This window comes from Streptomyces sp. A18 (assembly GCF_059026065.1).
Genome location: NZ_JBWLKL010000063.1, coordinates 1 through 16804, shown reverse-complemented (window position 1 = coordinate 16804; position 16804 = coordinate 1). Strand labels below are relative to the sequence as shown.

The window sequence follows — 16804 nt, the reverse complement described above, 5'->3', positions numbered from 1 at the left end:
CTTTCACCCTCCTCGCTATTACGCCGTAATAGGTAGCGGCGTACGAGGTCGTCCGTTCCCTGTCCTACTCGCTCCGCTATGGGTTGTTCGTCCTACCCGTCCCACGCGACAGGACTATTACGGCGTAATAATCTGCGGCCCTCGTCGGGGCTCTATTACGGCGTAATAGCCTCGGCTCCGCCGTCATGACGGGCCAGCACATGGCACATCGGCGAGCAGGCCGGTCAGGTATTGCCCGCCTGGCTGACGCAGACCGCGACGCCGCAGTCGATCGGGTGCCGCTACGCTCCCGCAGACGCTCGACCTACAAGCACAACGATGGCTGCAACGATAGTTACAACGCTAGATGTTGCGTTGGCTAGATCTAGAGCTGCACTGATCTATGTTCTGTGTAGTGCACTGTCAGTTGCACTATTGAGTACAACTGACAGTGCAACTATTAGTGCTACGTGCTCTAGCACTACAACTGCATCGCTAGATGCTACGAACTCTGCAACGCTGCAACTTACGATAGAACGCACGCTGCATGTTGGAGTAGAACCAACTACAGAACCAACGGAAGAACGTTCCCTGTTGCGAGCACTGCAACTTACCCTGCATGCTCTGTTAGATCTAACGCTGTAACTTTCACTAGATAGATCAAACAAACCAACGATGTTTCTAACTGTCCAACGATGTGCGCACGCAACTATCTTGCGACCTAACCACGCAACGCACGACGCAACAAACAATGTGACGAACGATGTGACGAACGATCAATCCATGAAGCCATCGACAGAACCGTCCAGCGTGAGGGAGCCATCGAACGGACCTTCTGAGCGTCCATCGATGAGGCCGGCACGCGGGCGGACGCGCATGCGCTCGCCCTCGCCGATATCCGCGCGCGACGGCTCCGATGGATCCGTTCGCAACCGGCGCGCGCGTCACACGCGCCTCGGAGAGTCAGTCCTGTTATCGTCAAGCCTGAAATCCCGTGTCACTAGAGGAAAAGAGCGAACCGGAGACTCTGGAACTTGGAAGAATCGGTCAAATCGGCTGCTCATCCTCCCCAGACAGACGAGTACCGGAACCTCAAATTCCTGGTGACACATGTGGGCTGACGAATCAACGGACGCACCGGACACACTGGAGAGAGGCGGGCACGCGATGAAGGTCATCGCCGTGGCGACACAGAAGGGAGGGGTGGGCAAGACCAGCACGACGGTCAACCTCGCTGCAGGTCTGGCGTTGGCGGGCGCGCGCGTGCTGACGGTCGACCTGGACCCTCAGGCTCAGGCCGGAACGGCCGTGGGCGTCAACCTCGCGGGGGAGGAGCAGCTGGCCCGTTCGCTGGGCTGGGTGCTTCAGGCCCGCATGCAAGGCATGCGCATGGACCTGTCCAGCCTGTGGTTCGACCGCAGCGAACTCCTGGAGGAGTGGGAGGACGCCGGCACGCTGCATCTGCTGGCGTGCGAGGAGTCGACCATGACGGCTGCTCAGGACCTCATTCATAAGAAGGGGTTCCAGTCGACCCCGATCCTGCGCAGGATGCTCATGGAAGTCGCTGACTCCTTCGACTTCGTTGTCGTCGACACTCCTCCCGCCGTCTCCTCCCTCTCCGCCACGGCTCTGGCGGCCGCGGACTTCGTCATTACTGTGTGCGTCCCGGAGTACCCAGCCCTGAAGGGCGCGGCCGCGACCCGGGGGACGGTGCGGTACGTCAAGGACCGCACGGGCGGCGAGTGCGAGCCGCAGTACCTGGGGGCGGTCCTGAACCGTTCGAACCCTCCCTCACGGTGGAAGGCCCAGGAGGTCAACATCCGCAACGGGATGCTGGATGCGGACCTGGCCCCGTTCCTCACGGACATCCGTCAGGACAACCGGATCAGCGACTCTTTTGCCTACGGGGTGCCTTCGGTGATCCGCTTCGCGAGTCACACCCCCGGCAAGATGTACAGCGAGCTCATGGGTCAGCTCGTCGCCCGCATGGGGCAGCCCACGGAGAAGTGGGAGATGCCGGAGCGCATCGAGTTGGAGGCATCCGGTGGCTGAGTCCAAGGGGCGCCCGAAGAAGAAGCAGTTCAAGCCTGCTGGTGCCCAACTGGTGCAAGGGCTGCTTGCCGGCGCTGACGATGTGGCCAACCGTTCATGGATCGGTGGGGGACAGGGCACGCCCGACGCTGGCCCGGATGCTGAACCTGCTGCGCCCGCCTCTGACGCGGCGCAGCCCTCGGGGCCGCGTACTCCACAGCCACGTGGCGGGGGTGACACACCACCGCAGGCAACGGTGCCCGTAGCTGACCCGGTTCCCGCACCCGCCGAAGAGCCCGATATCCCGGCCGTGTCGACGCCTGCCCGGGCAAAGACCTCTCCGAAGAAGGCGTCTCCGGCAAGAGCGAGCGCGAGCGCGGGCACCCCGGCAGCGGTGCCCGACAACGAGCGCCCGCAGGACCGTCCTGCTGCCGAGAAGCCTGCCGCGCCGACGCGCCCCCGTCGGCAGCAGACACCGCATGGCAGCGCTCATGCCGCGGTCCAAGAAAGCTTCATGGCTGCCAAGATGCACTCCAGCTCGTGGACGTCGTTCGGGTTTCGGATCACGCCCGATGTCCTTGCCGTGCTCAAGGACCGCGTGAACGCGGATCGCCGTACGAGCGGCAACGCCCAGCTGGCACTCGGTCATTACCTGGATGCGGCGCTGAGGCAGGCGCCGGGGGATGTGTCCGAACTCATCGACCTGGCCTCCGAGTTCGCGATGGACCGGATCTGGGACACCGAGAAGGCTCAGCCGTCGACCTACCGCGTGGGCCCCAGCGCCTATGCGTGGGTCTCGAAGCTCAACCTCACGTTGCAAGAGGCGGGTTTCGCCCGGAAGGGCTCGCACGTCGTCTCGGTTGTGGTCGAGCAGTATCTCGATGCGCTCGAGGCCGAGGGGCCGCTGCAGCGGCCCGAGAGGCGGCGCAAATCCCCCTAGGGGGGCGGTGATTGAGCCCAGAAATCTTTGGCGGTGGGGCCAGCACGTTCTACGTGCTGGCCCCACCGCCATCTTTCTGTCTCTGTTTCGTGAGGCAGCGCGATGACTGAAGCACCGTCAGTGCAACGACAGTTACAACGTCCGCAGCAACGCCCCTTGCAACGCTGCAACAAACGATCTAACAAACGATCTAACAAACTCTGTTTCTATCCCTGTGACACTAGAGTAAACCAACACACTCACCGTCATCCGATCGAGTAACAGTGCCTCAAAAGTGCCTCATAGAAAGGAAATGTCCGATCCGAAGAACACACCCGAGTCTCTAGTGATGCGAGAGAAATAGCGAATTCCTGCTGTACCGTATGAGGACGATCAGCACACTTAGCGGAAGAGTCAGAGCAATGTCGCTGACCAGCGAACAACTCAGCACGAGTGCGGTCGCCTTGGCCGCAGGCCTGAGCGAATCGTGGGCCTGGAAGGCCCGCGACCAAGGCGTCCTCACCGAGCCGCACTTCGAAGACGCGGTCGTGGCCCTGCGCGTGTACGCGTTCGTGTCCCAGATCGTCTGGCCCGGCACACGCCGACCCCGCAGTGCCCGACAAGACCTCGAGCTCTGGCAGTCCATGGCGGTCGAAGCAGCGCGGCAGGCGGTGTCCGACACCGACACCACCCCCGAGACCGCGCTGTGGGTCCTCGAGGACTCCGTACATCTCGTCACCACACCCGCGGAACGCGCAGCTTTCGACCTCAGACACCTCGGTGGGCGCGTGGCGATCCGCGTGCCCATCGGGCAGTGGGTGACCGAGCTTCCCGACGCCATAGCTCAACTCAAGTCGCGGCGGCGGCGCCAGCCCAGCCAGCCACCCGCCGCGTAGGCATTGCTGCTCGGACATCGAGCAGCAATGCCGATCATGACTTTCGCCCCCACTCATCCAGTTGAACGAGAGGACCTTCACAGCAACCTCCCCAACTGAACATCCACACCCGGCTCGGCAAGCTCCCCTGAACTCCGCCGAGTTGCGGTTTCTTTTTGCCTCATCCACTTCCTCGTCCAGGAGCCAGTCATCGCTGCCGCCACGAGGGCTGGTTCGGCGTTGCCAAAATCAGCTCTGCAGACTCACCCTCAACAGACACAGCCCCCGGCACATCGAGCAGACATCTGCTGCCCGACTGTCCGTGGAGCCGCCCAAGAGCTCGCCCACACCTCGTCCCGCCGCAGCGGCCCCCGCCGATGGCTGCGAGCCACCCACTGGTTGGTCTCGGCAGGCGCCCACCCCCGGGCCAACGCCACGACACTGCGCATCGCCGAGGACCTCGCCAAGCGCATGGACTACAGCACCGGTCACGTCCTGTACTGCCTGGACGGCATCGCCTCCCGCCTCAAGCTCTCCAGAGCCACCGTGAAGCGCCACATCGCCGTGCTGCGCGAACTCGGCGCCCTCGTCTGGGTCGTGCACGGCACCAAGGCCAACATCCGCCGCAAGCTGGGCCTTGGCGGGTACGCCGGTACCGCGACCGTTTACGCGGCCGCCATTCCCCCCGCGTACGACGATGCGATGGGGCACGAGATCGTGGGCTCCGGGTACGACGCGCGGATCGTCGTACGCCACGAGAGCCCGCCGGAGCCTGTGGACAACTCGCCGGTGGACGAGCCCCGTTCCCCGGCCCTTGCGCCCCCTTCCCTGACCATGGCTAAGGAAAGGGGAAAGGTGCAGATGAGGGGTGGTTCTAACTACACCTCGCGCCGGAGCGCGAGCCGCCCCGAACACCACAAGTCCCCGTCCCGACCATCATCGAACAGCCAGCCGACGAGTGCTCCTCGCTCTCCGGCTCAGGCCGCCCGGGAAATCCTGGAGACCCGCACCGTCCGTGCCCTGGTCAACTGGACTCAGCGCGAGGGCCTACGAAGGCTTGCGTTCTCCCTGCGGCCCTACTTCGACCGTGGGCTTAATGCCCACGAGATCGCCGCTGAACTCATCGGGATGTGCCTCACCTGGCGGCCCGCCCGGCCTGCCGCCTACATCCACGCCCACCTCGTACGCGAAGCCCAAGAGACCATCGCCCGCGAGAGCGAGCACGCCGCAGCGGGCGACCCCCGGTCGAACGTCGCCTGGCAGGAGTGGCTGGCCCAGGCCGACCTCCAGCAGCCCGCGCGCACGGACACCGACCGCCGCCTTGCCCGTCTGTACAGCTGGGACCAGTGGTCCGAGGTGGCCGACCACTACGCCGAGGACCCCGACGACGCGCTCGACCTCTACGGCACGCGCCTGTGTGTGCACGCCATCCGCCGAGCCGCCCTGGCCGGACCTGCTCACTGTCGTGCGTAGACGTCCCCCTCCGTCGATACGTACCGTCGTGGTATGGCCCGTTGAGTCGCTGGCGGAAAAGGCCAGATCAGTGGGGCTTCATGCTTCTCATCAGCGACCGAAGCGACTCAAGTCCACACATCTAGGCCTTCTGGTGGGACTGCTTGGTCGGAGTGCAGCCGCGTGTTGAGGCGGTGGCCCAGTCCAGGGGCCAGGTTCGCAGCTCCTGGATCTCCTCCGGGGGCAGGCCGTAGGCGGTGAATTCCTCGTCCTCGTACCAATCGGCGCCGACCAAGCGGCCTCGGAGGTCGTGCAGGCTGAACTCGATACGGGCGTGGCGGCGGCCGAGAGATTCCAGGTCGACCAGGCCGGCGCCTGGACCGCGTAGCCGCTGGTGATCACCAGGGGGTACGGGGAGCCGATCACGAGGGCGTCGGCGAGCAGCCGGCGGTGCAGGCCGGACAGGTCGGCCAGGTCGGCCAGGCGTTCGGGCAGGCGGCTGGTGTAGCGCGCCCGCAGAACTGCTTCGGCGGACGGCTCGTCGGACAGCGGGGATGCCAGGGCCATGGAACCGACTGTTGCCCACTGGCATGGCTCAGGGCTGTTGGCGGTCCCAGATGGCATCCGGACATCACTCCGGCCTCGACCGGGCCAGCGACTCAAGCGACCCACCGTCGGGATCATCACGCGAGCCTTCACCCCACGGGAGCCTTGACCGAAAAGAGTCATCCAGCCGCACCGCGCTCCATGAGCGCTCAAGGTCCGCTCGAGGGCGGTGCCCCGGGTGGGTTCCGGTTAGCGACTGAAGGTGAGCGACCGAAGCGTTGCTCGGTCGCTTCGTTGGTCTCGGGGAAAACCGCTGTTCAGAGGGGTGTTCAGAGGTAGATAGCGACTGAAGCGACTGAAGCCTCGGGTATGTAGAGACATTCGCGTGTGCGTGCGCGTGCGTGTGCGCGTCATATATAGGCGACTTGAGTCGCTTGAGTCGCTGTTCCTGGGTCTACGTGCCCGCTGACCTGCTGTTTCTTCCGGCTGGGCAGGCAGCTACCGAAGCAGGTTTCCGTCGCTGGCGTCAGGGTTCGGTCGCTCGGGTCGGTGATCGTCCCTCCCTTCCCAACAGCACGAATTTTCATACCAGGTTCGCTAGCCTGTTTCTGTCATTGAGTCGCTTCAGTCGCTGACGGGGGAAATACATGGCTACTGAGCTGCGGGTTCCATGCAGACAACAGTCGTTCAGCGGACGGGCGTTGGCGACGGCCAAGTGGTGCGCGGGCAAAGGGTGGCCGGTCCATCCTCTGGCCGCAGGGCGCAAGACCCCCGCGGGCAACTGCGCGGCCTGCCGCGCCCCGGGGCACACCCACGAGGGCTGCTCCTGTCTGCTGGAGGGCCGTTGGTGTCATGGCTTCCGTGCCGCCACCCTCGATGCGGGTCTGATCGAGAGCTGGTGGGGGAGCGTTGCAGGCGGCCGTCTTGGGGTGGGTGTCGCCTGTGGGCCCGCTGGGCTGGTCGTCGTCGATGTCGACGCGCACGCGCAGCCGCTGCCCGACCGGGAGCGGCTCCTGCCGGGCATCAGCATCGCCGAGGGCATCGACCTCACCGGGCTCGCCAACGGCTTCCACACCCTCGGTGTGCTGGCCGCCCTGCGCGGTGCGCGGAACCCCGCCGCGGACACGGCGACCTTGCGCGTCCGTACTCCCTCCGGCGGCCTACACGTCTGGTACCGGGCCCACCCCGGGCACCGATGGCAGTCCTCCGCGGGCTCCAGCGGCGGCCGCGCTCTGGCCTGGCAGGTCGACATCCGGGCGCACGGCGGCTACATCGTGGCGCCGGGGACCCGTACCCCGGACGGCACGTACACGCCCGTCGACGCCGTCCGTGAGCCCGCTCTGCTGCCCGACTGGCTCGCCGCCGAGCTGGAGCGCACCAGGCACCTCGCCCCGGCCCGCCAGCCGCCCCTGGGCCCCTGGGCCCCGCCGCCGCGGGCCCGCCTGGCCGTCGCAGCCGCCGGAGGTGGACGTGGCGCCGCGTCCAAGGCCCTGCACAAGGTCCTGTCCGAAGTGGCGGCCTGCGCCGCTCTGCCGGAGGGCGCCGCGTTCTCCGAGAAGCTCAACCGGGCCGCCTACACCGCGGGCGGGCTCGTCGCGGCGGGGTACCTCTCCCTGGCCGAGGCCGAGCGGACCCTCACCGAGCTCGCCGTCGACGTACGCCCCGGACAGGAACGCCGCTGTGAAGCGATCATCCGCAGCGGCCTGCGCGCCGGCGAACGGCGGCCCCTGGCCCTCGGGGGACAGCATTGAACACCGGCGACGACAACCCCCTGTTCAACTTCGACGCGGAAACCGTGGCCGTTCAGATCCTCGCCGGCGCCGATCCGCCTCAGCTCCCCGCCCAGGTGCCGCAGCAGCGCAGTGACGCGCCCGCCGAATTCGCCGCCGCCCAGGGCCTGTTACCGGACACGCTCACCGACCGCGGCAACGCCAAGCTGTTCGTCAGGCTGTACGCGGACGACTACCGGCATGTCCCCGGCCTGGGTTGGTACCGCTGGGACGGCACCCGCTGGCAGATCGACGAGGACGACACCGTGCTGTGGGCCGCGGGTGACCTCGCCGAGGCCATCGCCTCCGATGACCCGCGTGGCATCCACTCCGCGTCCGCGCTGCTGCAGCACCGCCGCCGCGCCCTGTCCACCAGCGGCATGAACGCCATGCTCACCCAGGCCAGATCGGCTCCCGGCATGGTCCTCAACGCCGCGCTCCTGGACGCCGATCCGTACACCCTGTGCACGCCCGCGGGCATCATCGACCTGCGGACCGGCATCCTGCGCAGGGCGGAGCCGGGCAAGGACTTCCACTCCCGTGCGACCTCGCTGCCGCCGCGGCCCATGCCCACGCCGCGCTGGACGCGGTTCCTCACCGACACCTTCGGCGACGGGCCCGACGGCGCCGAGATGATCGACTTCCTGCACCTGCTGCTCGGCTACTCGCTCACCGGGGACGTCGGCGCCCAGGTCATGCCGTTCCTGTTCGGCTCGGGCAAGAACGGCAAGTCGGTACTCCTCGACGTCCTCATGAAGCTCCTCGGCGACTACGCGGACGCCGCGCCGCCGGGCTTCCTGATGGCCAGGCCCTATGAGGGCCACCCCACCGACCTCGCCGAACTCCACGGCCGCCGGGTCATCGTGTGCAGCGAGGTCAAGCCGGGCGACAAGTTCGACGAGGCCCGGGTGAAGCTGCTCACGGGCGGCGACCGGATCAAGGCGCGGCGGATGCGGCAGGACTTCTTCTCCTTCGAACCCACCCACAAGCTCTGGCTGCTGGGCAACCACCGGCCCGAGGTCGGCAGCGGCGGCTTCGCGTTCTGGCGGCGGATGCGGCTCATCCCGTTCGAGCGGGTCGTCTCCGACGAACGCAAGGTCGACAACCTCGCCGACATCCTGGTCACCGAGGAGGGACCCGGCATTCTCAACTGGCTGATCGACGGCGCCCGTCGCTATCTGCGCGGCGAGAAGGACCTCACAGGACCGGAGCGGGTGCGCATCGCCACGACGGCGTACGCGGACACCGAGGACCACACCGGACGGTTCATCGGGGAGTCCTGCGTGCTCCACCCCGAACTGAGGGCGGAACAAGCACAGTTGTATGCCGCCTACAGGGCGTGGTGCCACAATGAAGGCGCTCCCGCGGGCTCGTCCAGGGCATTTGCCGCCCGCATCCGGGAGGTGGTGGGTCTGGAGTCGCCGAAAGAGATGATCCTCTCCAACCAGCGCAAGTACTACCCGGGCATCGGACTGCTCACCAAGCTCGCCGACGAGGAGACAGCATGAGTGCCCTCATCGCAAAGGACGAGATCTCCCACGAGGCGGAACTCGTCTGGCTCGAGGACATCGACGCCCTGGACTACGTACGCCAGAGCCTGGACCGGCTGCCCACCCGGCGCGGCAGGCCCGCCTACCACCGTGACGGACGCATGGTCGGTTACGCGCTGCTCGGCCCGCAGGCCAAGGCGTCCCGTTCCTCGGGGACCTTCCGCCGCAGGGTGTTCTGGCTGCTGCCGCACGACCGGGACTCCGATCCGGGCGGTCTGTACGCGAGTTCGGCCCCCGCGGAGGCGGTCGACCCGCGCACGCTCGCCCCGAGCAGCAAGGGCTACAAGACGGAGCGCTCCGAGGGCGGGCCGCCCTCGCGGGCGATGCGGGAGATGGGGATCACGCTGCCGCTGTGAGGCGGCCGCAGCAGTCGGCCCTAGCCCCGCGTCACGGTCCCGCTGACCTGCGAGCCGAAGACCCGGCGGCCGTCCTGGCTGCCGGTGATCAGGACGCTCATGGTGCCGGCGCCCTGCACGAAGAGAGGCGCGGCCTCGATCCAGCAGGGTCGGCCGAACTCGGCATAGCTGTGGAACTCCGTGGACATGTCCGTCAGGGTCAGCGAGCGGACGTCGGCGAGCAGTCCGCACGTCGCCTGGCGTGCGGACTCCAGGAGCACCATCGACGGTATGTGGTCGTCGCCGAAGTCGAACAGGACCGGGTGGTCGGGGTCCGGGTTGAGGCGCCAGCGGCCGGGGTGGTCGCTCGACGCCAGGACGACGTCCCGCCGCAGGCCGCGGCCGAAGGCGGACGGGGTCACGTCCGAGGGCCGCTGGGCGGGCAGGGACTGGGGGGCCGCGCCGCGCACCCGGTGGTAGGCGCCGGGGGAGAGGCAGACGAAGCGCACGGTGCCGGTGGCCAGGGCATGGCCGTCGCGGCGGATGGTGAGGTCCAGGCCGAATTCCACCAGACGGCTGCCCTTGCGCATGAGGTCGGTGCCGTCGGCCTCGATGCTGAGGTCGCTGGGCACCGTGCCGATGGCGAGCTCGTCCGGGTCGATGGTGAACGACAGGTCGCACGGCATGAAGCGATGGCCCAGCGGCACCCCCAGCTCGGCGTGCGCGAGATACAGGGCGACCTGCTTCATCGTCTCGGCCACGAGCAGCGGATCGTGCCGCCCGTCGGGGTCGTTGAAGAAGGCGTGCGCCCGCGGCCATTGACCGGAGAGCGTGTAGCGGGTGTCGCTCGTCCGGCAACAGCTGGTCAGAAAGACTTCGGCCATCGATGAGCGGTGCACGTATTCGCTCGGTACCGTCGTGGTCCGGGGCGGTGCCCCGGGGCCGGAGGCAGGGTGTCCTTCCTCGGCCGGGCCGGCTGCATTGTGCGCCGAATCTCCTGAAGTCATCACACTCATCAGACTTCTCCCCCCGAAGAAACGCCCATGTGATCGAGCACGTGTACGTAAGATACGGACCCACCGGTTTCGTTTTCAACCCCGAAGTCGCTGCCAATGGGGAGGGTTTCTGCATTGGCCGAAAGAGATCTGCGACCACACCCTGAAAACAACCATCCATCCGGTATATTTTCGTCGGCTCGAGGATACCCAGGTTTTCCGGCTCAGGGGGAGCGACCGCGATGGCGTATGCCCGCACAGATGTGGTGATCGTCGGCGGTGGCCCCGTCGGACTGCTCCTGGCCGCCGACCTCGCCGGATACGGAGTGCGGACGGTGGTCCTCGAAGAGCAGGCCACGGTGGCCGAGCGCCCCAGGGCCACCACCCTGCACGCCCGCACCGCGCAGGTCCTGGCCCGCAGGGGCCATCTGCCCGCTCCCGCCCTCCCGCTGCGCGACGGCACACGGAGCACGCCGTTCCACTTCGCGGGCGTCTGGGGCCTTGAGCTCACCGCGCCCGCCGCCGAGCCCGACCCGCTGTTGAAGCAGCCGCAGGCCGATCTCGAGCGGGTCTTCGAGCAGCGGGCGCTGGCCGCGGGTGCGCAGGTGCTGCGCCGCCACCGGGTGACCGGACTCGACCAGAGCGAGGGCCACGTGACGGTGAGCGCCGAACACCCCGGCGGCCAGGCCGAGTTGACGGCCGCCTACGTCGTCGGAGCCGACGGGGCCCGCAGCACGGTGCGTACTCTCGGCCGGATTCCGTCGGACACCACCCTGCCGACGGTGGCCGCCATGGTCGGCGTCGTCCGGTGCGACGGGCCGCAGGCGCCCGAGCCGGGCTGGCATCAGACGCCGCAGGGCTGGGTCGTGGCCAAGCGGACCGCCGAGGGACGGCTGCACCTGCGGGTGGCCGACTGCCTCCACGCGCCCGCCGACCACAAACTCCCGCTCGGACTCGAGGAGTTCCGCAGGGAGACGTCGCGGATCATGGGCCGCGAGATCGACATGGACGAACCGCGCTGGCTGAGCCGCTTCAGTGACTTCTCACGCCTCGCGCGCACCTACCGGTCGGGGCGCGTCCTCCTGGTGGGGGACGCCGCGCATCTGCACTTCCCCGTCGGCGCCCAGGGGCTGAGCACGGGACTGCTCGACGCGCTCAACCTCGGGTGGAAGCTCGCCTTCACCGTGCGGGGCTCGGCCGCGCCGGGACTGCTCGACTCCTACGACACCGAACGCAGGCCGGCTGCCGGGCGGCTCCTGGACCAGGTGCGCACGCAGGTGGACCTGATGCGGCCGGGGCGGACGCCCGGATCGCTGGCGGAGCTCGCCGCTGCCGGGGGCGCGGCGGACGCCGGTGCGGAGCTGGAGCGGCTCGGTCTGATGGTCAGCGGGCAGGACACCGTGCTGGCACCGCGGAGCGGGCAGCCGTCCGCGTGGGAGGGGCGGTTCCTCGGCAACCGCGAACTGAGCACGGACGAGGGGCCGGTCGATGTCATCCGGCTGCTCCAGGACGGGCGGATGCTCCTGGTGCGTTTCGCAGGGGCGGGGACCGGATCCGCGTACGACGTCCCGCACGACCTGCGGCACGTCCTGCGTGTCGTACGGGCAGAGCCGGCGGCCGGACTGCCGCGCGCCGCCCTGCTGCTGCGCCCGGATGGATACGTCGCCTGGGCCTCGGACGCCGCCGGTGACCTCGACGCGCCGGTCCAGGAGTGGCTTGCGTCGGCCGGGGCGGATCAGGCCCTGGTGTCAGCCAGCTCGGCCGCGTCCTGGATCGCCTGAACCTCGGCGTAGATCGCCGCACCGCGCTGGGGCGTGAGGTCGATCGTGGTGAGCACGGAGGACAGCACCACGTTCGGCATGATGTGGCGAAGCAGCACCGAGGTCCGGTGGTCCAGGTCTGTGTAGCCGCTGACGGCCTGCGACATCGACTGCACACCTGCATAGGCGCCCACCACGAGTTCGGCGGTGTCCGCCGGCACGACATGGGGCAGCAACTCGCCCTGTTCCTTTGCCTGCCCGAGCAAGACGGCCATGCCCTTGCCCCAGTCCTGGAACGAGGTGCCGCGGTCCAGTTCCGTCGCGTGCTGATCCATGGCAAGCCGGACACCGGCCCGGACCATCGGGTCCTCCTGGAGCCGGTACGTCTGCAGGAGGACGGTGTCGACGACCTCCTGCGTCTTGCAGGAGCGGGACGGGACGGTCCCCATGTGGCGCCCCTGCGCCTCCATCACGCCGTACGCCAGGTCCTCTTTGGACTGGAAGTGGAAGTACAGGGCGCCCTTGGTCACGCCTGCGGCGGTGAGGATGTCCGTGATGGTGGCCGCCTGGAACCCACGCTCCTCAAAAACTGAGGCCGCTGCGGCCAGGATCGTCCGTTGTGTGCGAATCGCGCGATCTTGCTTTGCCATGTTGTCCACCGCCTCCGAGAGCCTGGAACCGTGGGGAGGCTCATAGAAAAAAACCGTCAGGTTCGTATCTTAGCGTCTCCGGGAGGTGGCGTCATTCATGGGGGCGCGATCGAGCCCGTGTCGGCGCGCGGCCCAGCGCCTGCCGGAGTGTAAAGGCCGTGCGGCACGGGAGGGGACAGTGCGGGGCGTCGGGCCGAAAAGCGGCCTACAGCGAGGCGGGGACAGCGGTGATGGTGGTGCGGAACATCTCCTGGCCGTCCTGCTCGCCGGTGACCTCGACCCTTTCTCCGCACGCGTCCGCAGTCAGCCGCACCGCCCGGATGAAGCAGGGCGCGTCCAGCTCGACATAGCGGTAGTGCTCGGACTCGACCTGTACGGGTATCACGCCCGAGGAGTGGCCGAGTACCGCCGTTGTCGCCTGGCGCGCGGCCTCGATCAGGAGCATCCCGGGCACGTGGTCGACCGGGTGGTCGAACAGCACCGGGTGGCGGGTGTCGACCCGCAGCTGCCACCGGTCGTCGGCGCCGATGGGGGAGAGGACCACATCGGTCGGCGACATGCGGCCCACGCTCTGCGGCGGGACCGGCGCGGTCAGCGGAATCTGCAGCTGGCCCTGGTTGCCGCGCAGCCTGCGGTAGGCGGACGGAGTGGTGCACGTGTAGGAGATGCCGCCCGTGGCGATCGTCTCTCCGGCGCGGCGGAGAACAGCGTCATAGCGGGCTCCGGTGTGCGCGTCGCGGCGCGTACGGACGTCGCTGAACGCCACGTCGATGTCGAGGTCCGCGGGTGCGTGGCCGACGCCCAGGTGCTCGGGCCGCACCGACACCGAGAAGCTGCGCAACAGGAAGTGGTGGCCGATCGGGACGCCGTACTGGGTGTGCGGCAGCAGGAATCCGATTTGCCTGATCGTTTCTGCAGCAAGCAGAGGGTCGTGGTTCCCGGCGACCGGCGCGTAGAAGCTGTGGCAGCGCGGCCACTGGGCGGTGACCCCGAACCGCGCGTCGTCGTAGCGCTCCTGGCCGGTGAGCAGTACCTCGGCGAGAGCGGCACGGTGCACGAGCTCCTTGGGCACCGTGGTGGTGAGCTGGACCTGCGGCCGGACCGCGGGCCAGGTCTGCGGTGCCCGGGCGGCAGGCATCCGGTGCAGGGTGTCTTCTGCGGGGCGGAACGTGTTCGTGGACATGTTGATCCCCCGGATTCGCGGCTGGAGAGTGGCGCCGGATGGGGCGCCTCGCGGGTCTCAACATACAGACCACCCGGTTTTATTTCTACAGTCATCGGGGGAATGCTCCATGGCGGGAAATGGAGGCTTCCGTTCCGACCTCTCCGGCCAGAACGGGCGATAATCCCGCGCTCAATCTACTGCGCGGTGACTTGAATGAGCCCCCCAAGCCCGATTTCTGCCCGAACTCCCTGCTAGGGGCCATGATCATGCCTGTTCGGGCAATTGCCGCCCCGTGCCGGCTCCTTGCGGCCCGAACGGATGCGCGGCCATGTACATCGTTCAGCCGCGCGGTCGATGGCGCGGCATTCGTACGGGGGAGCTGTAGGCGCTCACTGGGACGCCTCGAGCAATGCTCGAGCCGGGAGCCGGATGATCTCGGGGCCTGCGTGCGTGCGAGCGCGGCGGCAGCCAGCAGCCCAGCGCATCAACGGAGCCCTGATGACCAAACAGGAACGTGCGGTACGGACCCGGAACGCGCTCATCGAGGCGGCCGCCGAGCTCTTCCACCGCGACGGCTTCGAGGTGACCTCGCTCGCCATGGTCACCGCCAGGGCCAAGGTGAGCAACGGCGCCCTGTACTTCCACTTCGCCACCAAGGCGGACCTGGCGGACGCGGTCACGGCGTCCGCCGCGGCGCGGCTCGCCCGGATCGTCGACGCGGGCACCGGGAGCGGTGCGCCGGGCCGCGAGCCCGCCCAGGAGAGCGGGCTGCAGTGCCTGATCGACGTCACGCACGACTTCGTACGGGCCCTGGGCAGCGATGTGGTGCTGCGCGCGGGGTTCGACCTGTGCGGGATGCGGGAGCGCGCGGTGGCGGGCCAGGACCTCCGGGACTTCTGGCGCGAGTGGGTACACGGAGCGCTGGCGTCGGCGGAGGCGGGGGGCGCGCTCGCGCCCGGTGTCTCCGCGGCGGACGCGACGGTCGCGGTGGTCGCAGTCACGGTCGGGATCGAGGTCCTCGGGTCCCATGACGGGCAGTGGCTCCTGCCCGATCCCCTCACCTGGTTCTGGCGCCTGCTGCTGCCGGCGCTGGCCGCGGCGCCGGAGGGCGGGGAGCTGGCGGCTGCCGGTTCCGGGGCCGTCGGCTGACGGCTGACGCCTGTTGCTCGGCTGACGGGTTGTTCGTCCGGCGGCCGGTGGTTCTCCGGGTGCCGTTCGCCCGCCTGTTGGTCTGTCCGGCCGTCCGTGCCGCGGGCGCGCTTGTGTCTCTGACGGTGCCCGCGTCTTTGTCCGTGTCCGCGGCGGGCCGGGAGGCAGGGGCGAGCGCGGCGCGTTGCGTGCTTCATGCCAGGAAAGCAACGAGAGGGTGCCGCTACGCTATCGAAAACAAACCAACTTGGCGGTTTATTTGCTGGGCGGGAAGGGATGATTGGCTTGTTGACACAGGCTCCAGTGGGGGCTGCGGTGCGATGCATTTTGCGCCAGACGTGATCCCCGGCGCACGGAGGCGGGGTGTCGGGCGGTCGCTCGTGGGCGTAACCTCAGGTCCCGGGGGCGCTATTGGTGTCTGTAGCCGCCCCGGTGGGCCCGGTCCCGGCAGGCTGCGATACGTTGCCGACTGGACCCCGCACCGTTCCGACCGTTAAGGAATCGATAAAACCAACTCACCGGTTTGTTTTGTTGAAATGCGGCGAAAGTGCGGCATGTTCTTTGCAGTGCACGGCCTCGGTCGCGCGTCGCAGGGGGCCTGGCGACGTCATGAGTCCGTGAATGTCGGCCTGGCCGCGTCGGAGGCAGGTCGTGTTGGAGAGGTGAGCGATGGCCAAGCAGGAGCGGGCGGTCCGGACCCGTCAATCTCTGATTCAGTCCGCCGCGGAGGTCTTCGCGCGCGAGGGGTACGCAGCGGCTTCGCTCTCCCACATCAGTCGGCGCACCGGTGTCAGTAACGGGGCACTGCACTTCCACTTCGAGACGAAGCGGGAGCTGGCCCGGGCGGTGGAGGAAGAGGCGACGCGCAGGCTGCGGACGATCACCGAGGATGTCCCGGACGGCGGCGCGCGTGGCGGGGCACTGCAGGGGCTTGTCGATGCGACGCACGGTCTGATGAGCCGCCTGGCGGAGGACGTCGTCGTGCGGGCGGGCTTCGAGCTGGGGGATGAGCCCGCGCTCGGGGCGACGGCCGATGTGCGGCGCTACTGGCAGGAGTGGGTCGAGGGCATGCTCGAGCGCGCTGAGCGTGAGGGCGGGCTCGCGGACGGCGTGACGCCGGAGCGGGTCGCCCCGGCCATCGTCGCGGCCACCGTGGGCTTCGAGGTGCTTGGCGGCAGGGACCGCGGGTGGCTCTCGGGGCAGCGGATCGACGCGTTCTGGGAGCTGGTGTTGCCACAGCTGACGGGCGGAGCGGTCTGAAACCCGACAGGTAAACAGACCTCGGCGACTGTTTTTTCGCGTCGATCACGGCTACTGAGTCCCTTGAAGGTCGTCGGACGGCGGCCGCCGGCTCGCTGCACGCACCCTCTCTTAAGCCTGTGACGAGGGGGTTTTCGTGATCCATGACGAATCCCGCAGAGCTTTAGGTGCGCTCGAGGAAGGGGTGGGAGGTTGTGGAAACAGCGTGAGCGGTCTGGTATTGACAAACCGGACTGCTGGTTTTTTACTGAATGAGCACGGGATGCAGGCCACTCACGAACAGGGGATTTGACGTGATGGATATTGATGTTCTGGGTCCGTTGGGTGTGCGGGTGGGTGGGGTTGCGGTGATGCCGACGGCGCCGAAGC

General features: G+C 67.9%; 14 protein-coding genes. 10 read left to right on the top strand and 4 right to left on the bottom strand.

Features of this window, described 5'->3' with window-relative positions; genetic code table 11:
* Positions 1-1089: 1089 nt before the first annotated feature.
* From AC5P1C_RS41060 to AC5P1C_RS41045, 4 genes are all read left to right on the top strand, one after another.
* Complete coding sequence (locus AC5P1C_RS41060; protein WP_493871104.1) at positions 1090-2031, top strand: ParA family protein; 942 nt, start codon at positions 1090-1092, stop codon at positions 2029-2031.
* Positions 2024-2950: a hypothetical protein gene (locus AC5P1C_RS41055; RefSeq protein WP_493871103.1), complete on the top strand. Its 927-nt coding sequence runs from the start codon at positions 2024-2026 to the stop codon at positions 2948-2950. Before AC5P1C_RS41060 ends, AC5P1C_RS41055 begins: the two co-directional genes overlap by 8 nt.
* A gap of 401 nt (positions 2951-3351) precedes the next feature.
* Complete coding sequence (locus tag AC5P1C_RS41050; protein WP_493871102.1) at positions 3352-3825, top strand: hypothetical protein; 474 nt, start codon at positions 3352-3354, stop codon at positions 3823-3825.
* Positions 3826-4203: 378 nt separating this feature from the next.
* A complete protein-coding gene (locus tag AC5P1C_RS41045) occupies positions 4204-5277 on the top strand; it encodes a cell wall protein (RefSeq protein ID WP_493871101.1) in 1074 nt (357 codons plus the stop codon).
* Positions 5278-5398: 121 nt separating this feature from the next.
* Here AC5P1C_RS41045 and AC5P1C_RS41040 read toward each other — a convergent pair whose 3' ends face one another.
* Positions 5399-5551, bottom strand: a complete 153-nt coding sequence (locus AC5P1C_RS41040) for a hypothetical protein (protein ID WP_493871100.1) — start codon at positions 5549-5551, stop codon at positions 5399-5401.
* A 952-nt stretch (positions 5552-6503) separates the two neighbouring features.
* Between AC5P1C_RS41040 and AC5P1C_RS41035 the strand changes: the two genes are divergently transcribed.
* Genes AC5P1C_RS41035 through AC5P1C_RS41025 form a run of 3 tightly spaced genes read left to right on the top strand, consistent with a single transcriptional unit; the run spans position 6504 to position 9477 of the window.
* On the top strand, positions 6504-7553 hold the full coding sequence (locus tag AC5P1C_RS41035; protein WP_493871099.1) for a bifunctional DNA primase/polymerase: 1050 nt from the start codon (positions 6504-6506) through the stop codon (positions 7551-7553).
* Positions 7550-9079, top strand: a complete 1530-nt coding sequence (locus AC5P1C_RS41030) for a DNA primase family protein (RefSeq protein WP_493871098.1) — start codon at positions 7550-7552, stop codon at positions 9077-9079. The genes AC5P1C_RS41035 and AC5P1C_RS41030 overlap by 4 nt, the downstream gene beginning before the upstream one ends.
* Complete coding sequence (locus AC5P1C_RS41025; RefSeq protein ID WP_493871097.1) at positions 9076-9477, top strand: DUF6009 family protein; 402 nt, start codon at positions 9076-9078, stop codon at positions 9475-9477. Before AC5P1C_RS41030 ends, AC5P1C_RS41025 begins: the two co-directional genes overlap by 4 nt.
* A gap of 20 nt (positions 9478-9497) precedes the next feature.
* On the opposite strand, the gene AC5P1C_RS41020 is transcribed toward AC5P1C_RS41025, so the two are convergent.
* Positions 9498-10463, bottom strand: a complete 966-nt coding sequence (locus tag AC5P1C_RS41020) for a ScbA/BarX family gamma-butyrolactone biosynthesis protein (RefSeq protein WP_493871096.1) — start codon at positions 10461-10463, stop codon at positions 9498-9500.
* Positions 10464-10693: 230 nt separating this feature from the next.
* Here AC5P1C_RS41020 and AC5P1C_RS41015 point away from each other — a divergent pair, with 230 nt between their 5' ends.
* Positions 10694-12232, top strand: a complete 1539-nt coding sequence (locus tag AC5P1C_RS41015) for an FAD-dependent monooxygenase (protein WP_493871095.1) — start codon at positions 10694-10696, stop codon at positions 12230-12232.
* Here AC5P1C_RS41015 and AC5P1C_RS41010 read toward each other — a convergent pair.
* Positions 12187-12861, bottom strand: a complete 675-nt coding sequence (locus tag AC5P1C_RS41010; protein ID WP_493871094.1) for a ScbR family autoregulator-binding transcription factor — start codon at positions 12859-12861, stop codon at positions 12187-12189. The genes AC5P1C_RS41015 and AC5P1C_RS41010 overlap by 46 nt on opposite strands.
* Before the next feature lie 205 nt (positions 12862-13066).
* Positions 13067-14044, bottom strand: coding sequence for a ScbA/BarX family gamma-butyrolactone biosynthesis protein (locus tag AC5P1C_RS41005; RefSeq protein ID WP_493871093.1), 978 nt, complete (start codon positions 14042-14044; stop codon positions 13067-13069).
* 480 nt (positions 14045-14524) lie between these two features.
* Here AC5P1C_RS41005 and AC5P1C_RS41000 point away from each other — a divergent pair, with 480 nt between their 5' ends.
* Together AC5P1C_RS41000 and AC5P1C_RS40995 are read left to right on the top strand one after the other, a co-directional pair.
* Positions 14525-15175, top strand: a complete 651-nt coding sequence (locus tag AC5P1C_RS41000; RefSeq protein ID WP_493871092.1) for a ScbR family autoregulator-binding transcription factor — start codon at positions 14525-14527, stop codon at positions 15173-15175.
* 669 nt (positions 15176-15844) lie between these two features.
* Entirely contained in the window at positions 15845-16435 is a 591-nt protein-coding gene (locus AC5P1C_RS40995) for a ScbR family autoregulator-binding transcription factor (RefSeq protein WP_493871091.1), read from the top strand.
* The last annotated feature ends 369 nt before the right edge of the window (positions 16436-16804 follow it).